The sequence below is a fragment of the Halomonas sp. genome, assembly GCF_031581305.1.
GTDB lineage: Bacteria > Pseudomonadota > Gammaproteobacteria > Pseudomonadales > Halomonadaceae > Halomonas.
The window spans coordinates 1-4,755 of record NZ_JAVLBC010000222.1 but is presented as its reverse complement, the minus strand read 5'-3'; the positions used below and the strand labels follow the sequence as shown (position 1 = coordinate 4,755).

The 4,755-nt window shown below is 66.0% G+C and carries 5 protein-coding genes; 2 read left to right on the top strand and 3 right to left on the bottom strand.

Translation table 11 applies throughout. The features are described 5' to 3' along the window. Positions 1–37: 37 nt before the first annotated feature. Positions 38–865 carry a DUF1338 domain-containing protein gene (locus RI841_RS14470; RefSeq protein ID WP_310706337.1) on the bottom strand — a complete coding sequence of 276 codons (828 nt, stop codon included), beginning with the start codon at positions 863–865 and terminating at the stop codon, positions 38–40. A gap of 288 nt (positions 866–1,153) precedes the next feature. Between RI841_RS14470 and RI841_RS14465 the strand changes: the two genes are divergently transcribed. Then, positions 1,154–2,017, top strand: a complete 864-nt coding sequence (locus RI841_RS14465) for a class I SAM-dependent methyltransferase (protein WP_310706336.1) — start codon at positions 1,154–1,156, stop codon at positions 2,015–2,017. 109 nt (positions 2,018–2,126) lie between these two features. Further along, positions 2,127–2,723 carry an NAD(P)H:quinone oxidoreductase gene (gene wrbA, locus RI841_RS14460; protein ID WP_310706335.1) on the top strand — a complete coding sequence of 199 codons (597 nt, stop codon included), beginning with the start codon at positions 2,127–2,129 and terminating at the stop codon, positions 2,721–2,723. Between the two features lie 92 nt (positions 2,724–2,815). On the opposite strand, the gene RI841_RS14455 is transcribed toward wrbA, so the two are convergent. After that, positions 2,816–3,163 (bottom strand): hypothetical protein, encoded by a 348-nt coding sequence (locus tag RI841_RS14455; protein ID WP_310706334.1) that lies wholly within the window; start codon positions 3,161–3,163, stop codon positions 2,816–2,818. 11 nt (positions 3,164–3,174) lie between these two features. Next, positions 3,175–4,509, bottom strand: a complete 1,335-nt coding sequence (locus RI841_RS14450; RefSeq protein WP_310706333.1) for an FAD-dependent oxidoreductase — start codon at positions 4,507–4,509, stop codon at positions 3,175–3,177. Positions 4,510–4,755: the final 246 nt, after the last annotated feature.

Genomic DNA, 4,755 nt, shown 5'->3' with positions numbered 1-4,755 from the left:
GGAGGGGGGGCGTCCTTCCAGGCCCTGGTCGAGCCACTCAGCCAGCATGGTCGGGGCGAGAGTCGGTGGACTCGAAGATCCGGTCGGCGCTGGCGGCGACGAAGCCCTGATAGAGCCGGCCGTCGGCATCTGGATAGCGCCGGGCGAACTCGTAGTAGCAGGTGGGGATCTCCTCGACTCGGCCACCGGAGAAGGTGAAGGGCATGCGGTCGGCGAGCGTCGAGGCCTGCTCGAGCAGCACCCCCGGGGAACCCTTGATGCGCCCCCCGGAGGCGTTGATGCCGAGTCCCAGCGACTCGACCCTTGCCAGCAGCTTCTCCAGGGTGTCGTGGTGGTGCAGGTGGTTGACGCTGACCGTGAAGTGGTTGGCCCGCAGCCCGATGATCGACAGCCAGGCGGCGTACTCGCTCTCCTCCGCCAGGGTCCGGTATTCTGCCCAGGTCGGCGTCTCCCAGAGGCGACCGGCCCACATCACCTCGGGCGTGGCGGTCCGGGTGGGGTCGATCTGGGCCACCAGTTCGTCGATGATTTCCTGGGCACGGGCCGAGAGCTCACGGCACTTCAGCTCCGAGAGGAAGACCCTGGGCTGGTCCTCCCGCGGCGGCAGATAGCCCCAGGCATGCAGCTTCTTGGCCTCGAAGTCGTAGGGCTCCAGTCGGGTATAGCCCAGCGATAGCAGGTGGGGTTCCAGGTCGGCCAGGCGAATGGGGCCGCGGTCGAAGGTGCGGAAGGCCACGTGGTCGTTGACGATGGTCTCGCCATCGGCAACCAGGGCGTCATGGATGCGGCTCGCCTGGGGCGTCATGGCGGTGTAGTCATCCCAGAGGCGGGCGAAGAACTGCTCGAGGCTCATCTCGGAGGGCATAGGGGCACCTGTTGTCGATGTTGTGGTGGTTGACGACACCATCCCGTCCGTCGCCGGTGGACTCAAGGGCGAGGGTCGGTCGGATGAAAGTGGCGGGGCCCAGGGTGAAAATCTGTGCCCTGGAACTTGGCAGCACCCATGCGGCACCTTCTCGATGCGCGCCCGGGCCATCCGTCATGCTCCGGATAGGCGGTGTGGGCCCGCGGTGCGGCTGTGACCTTTGCATGATGGGGAACGGTGGCTCCTCCGGCTAGACTGGCGGCGCCGCATGCCACCAGGAGTGCAACCGTGACCGATCATGCCCGCCACCTCGATACTCACTATGATGCGCCCGCCGAGAGGGACGGGCAAAGCCTGGCGGCACGGCTGCAAGAGGCCTTTCGCGAAGCGGGGTGCGATCCGGACCGCCTCACGCTGGACGAGATCGCCGGCATCGACCAGTTGCACCTGGGGGGGCGACGAGCCAGCCGCTCCCTGGCAACGCTGGGAAGCTTCGCTTCCGGCAGCCGGGTGCTGGACGTGGGGTGTGGCACCGGCGGGGCGAGTCGACTATTGGCAGCGGAGTTCGGCGCCGAGGTGACCGGGCTGGACATCACCGCGGCCTTTGTCGAGGTGGCCAGCTGGTTGAGCCGCGCTACCGGTCTAGACGACCGGACACACTTCCTGTGCGCCGATGCGTCACATGCGCCCCTGGCGGATGGCACCTTCGATGTGGTGTGGTGCCAGCATGCGTTGATGAACATGCCCGACATCGCCGCGGTACTCGCCGAGTGGCACCGGCTGCTGGTACCGGGCGGTACGGTGCTGTTGCACGAGGTGGTGGCCGGCGACGACCCCTCGCCGCTGCGCCTGCCGGTCCCCTGGGCTCGCCGCGTCGAGACCAGCCACCTGCGCTCCCGGCACGCCCTGGAGGTGCTGCTGGCCGAGGGTGGCTTCGCCCCGGTGGCGGTGCAGGATGTCACCGAGGTGGCGCTCGCCTGGCGACGCAAGCACAGCCGCCGGGAGGGCGGCGATGTTGCACCGACGGGACCGGCGTTGCCCGGGCCGGGACTGATCTTCGGCGAGGCCTTCGCCGAGATGGGGCGCAACCTGCGCGACAACCTGTCCGCGGACCGGGTGCGTATCCTCGAGGGCGTGTGGCGCAGGGCGTGATGTTTCGTTTCGGTCGACCGGTAGCGTCGAATTTCTTCGCTTCCTTTCGCATTCGTCGATCCTACACTGGGTACTCTCACCCGACGGAACGACAAGAGGAGGCGAGCGAATGACCCGGATACTGGTGCTCTATCATTCCATGTATGGCCATATCGACACCCTGGCCCGCACCGTGGCCGAAGGGGCGCGCGAGGTCGAGGGCGTCGAGGTCTCCCTCAAGCGGGTGCCCGAGACCATGGAGCCCGAGGCCTTCGCCAAGGCCGGTGGGCAGTCCTTCGACACCCCCGAGGCGAGCCCCGAGGAGCTGGCCGACTTCGATGCCGTGATCTTCGGCAGCCCGACCCGCTTCGGCAACATGTCGGCCCAGATGCGCACCTTCCTCGACCAGACCGGCGGCCTGTGGGCGGGCGGCAAACTGCGCGGCAAGGTGGCGAGCGTCTTCACTTCCACCGGGACCGGCGGCGGCCAGGAGACCACCATCACCTCCTTCTGGCATACCCTGGCGCACCACGGCATGGTGATCGTGCCCCTGGGCTACGGCATCGGCGAGCAGTACATCTTCGACCAGGCTGGCGGCGGCAACCCCTACGGCGCCTCCACCATCGCCGGGGGAGACGGCTCACGCCAGCCCGACGAGCGGGAACGCAAGATCGCCCGCTTCCAGGGCGAGCACGTGGCGCGCATCGCCACAAGGCTGGTTGGCTGACGCGGGCCTTGCGGGAACCCTGCCAGGATTAAGGCCCCGCCGGGCTATCCCGTGAAGGATAGCCCGGCGGGGTCTCGTCATGTGGGCGCGCCTCACTGCCGGCCTGGCCCGCGAACCAGATAGCTGAGTGGATGCAGCACCAGCCAGGTGATCACGGCAATGCCGATTGCCGCTGCAATCAGCGCGGCCCAGTCAGTGACGGTAGCCACCAGGCCAAGCCGGGAGTGAGTCAGCACGGGCAGCCACCACAGGCTCGAGAGTCCCGCCAGCAGGGCAACGATACCGGCAGGACGGCAGCGGTAGTCGGTGAAGCGATAGCCGCGTAGGCGGCCGACCAGCTGAGCCAGCACCAGCAGTGCCAGGATCGCCAGGATCAGCGGCAGGAAGGGCGGGATGGCATGGGACAGCACCGCGAAGATGCCGGCAAGCGTAAATTTCATGGCATGTCTCCTCAGACGCGTCCTTCGAGCATGGCGTAGTAGGCGGGTTGCAGCATGTACTCCTTGAGCACCCAGGCCGCCCAGGACTCTTCCCTGGGATCGATGAACGAGAAGGAGGGCAGGAAGGCCATGTCGTTGTCGTAGCCGAATTCCACCAGCATCGCCGTGCCGATATCGGTGATCAGCGGGCAGGAGGTGTAGCCGTTATGGCGTGCAGGCAGCGGCTTGTCCTCCAGGAAGGCAGCGATGTTCTCTTCGACCACAGGAGCCTGGGCCTTGACGCTGGCGGCGGTCTTGTTGATCGGCGCACCGATCACGTCACCGATGCCGAACACCTCCGGATAGCGGTTGTGCTGCATGGTGTAGATGTCAGTATCCAGCCACTCGCCGGCGAAGCCACCCTCCCGGGCGATCAGGTCGCTGGCCTTGACGAAGTCCGGGGCACTCATGGGCGGCACTACGTGGAGGAAGTCGTAGTTGCGAGTTTCCGTGTTGCCGTTGCTGCCGGTGAATTCGGCCTGGCGGGCCCGCGGGTCGATGGCGGAAAGATACCAGCCATGATGGCGGGTGATGTCGTCGCGATCGAAGCGCTGCTTGAGGAAGTCGTTGATCCAGGGCTGGCTGAACATGCCGTCGCTGGGGGTGAAGAAATCCAGGTCGAAGTCGTTTCGATCCCCGATCTTCTTGATGCGCGACTGGGTGGTGAAGACCATCTTGATGGGCGCACCGGCGCACTTGATGGCCGTCTGGGGGTTGGTGAAGAGCCCCTGGCCGCTGCCGGTGGCGAGCCAATCCTCGATGGCGTCGCTGGTGCGTGCTGCCTCCCGGGGGCCGGCATAGACGCTGCCGATGCCGTGACTACCGATCAGATCCCTCGACATGCCGTCGATCAGGTGATAGTTGAGCTGAAGGCCCGTGGCGACCACCAGAATGTCATACTCCAGGGTGCTGGCATCGGCCAGGGTAATACGGCGCTCATCGGCATCGATACCCACCGCCTGCTGGCTGACCCAGTCAATGCCGCCGGGGCGGAAGTCGGCATTGGGGCGCACCGTGCTGTCGGCTTCCCAGAGGCCGGCTGCGACCAGGGTCCAGCCGGGCTGATAATAGTGCTGCTCCCTGGGTTCCACGACGGTAATGCGGGCGCCGGAGAGGCGCATGGCCAGGCGATTGGCCATGGACATGCCGGCGGCGCCGCCGCCGAGGATGACGACGCGAGCGCGGGTGGAGACGGTGTTGGCCTGCAGGCCGGAAAGGGGCATCAAAGCAGCGGCGCCGGCGCCAACACCGAGCTTGAGCAGCTGGCGGCGACCGAGGCGCGGGGGACCAAGCGGAAGACGGGACATGGGTGGCTCCTGCGCGAGTGGTCAGAAGTTTATTATATTTTTATTTAATATAGTTATAACCTAGCACTGATCTTGCTCCTCATCCTCCTTTACTCTGCGTCATCTTGACGCAAGTCAGTATTCCGGCTGTGTCGCTCTCCGCGAATTCCTGCCGAAAGGCGCTGATCATCGGGCGGTAGACGGTCAATGACGTCGAGGAGGACGAGACCTGTACCGACCAGGCTGAGAGGCTGAGGATCGTATTGA

Bases quoted from the DNA above. Each gene is read 5' to 3' on its own strand.
- RI841_RS14470 (WP_310706337.1), bottom strand. From the start codon at position 865: ATGCCCTCCGAGATGAGCCTCGAGCAGTTCTTCGCCCGCCTCTGGGAT.
- RI841_RS14450 (WP_310706333.1), bottom strand. From the start codon at position 4,509: ATGTCCCGTCTTCCGCTTGGTCCCCCGCGCCTCGGTCGCCGCCAGCTG.
- RI841_RS14455 (WP_310706334.1), bottom strand. From the start codon at position 3,163: ATGAAATTTACGCTTGCCGGCATCTTCGCGGTGCTGTCCCATGCCATC.
- wrbA (WP_310706335.1), top strand. From the start codon at position 2,127: ATGACCCGGATACTGGTGCTCTATCATTCCATGTATGGCCATATCGAC.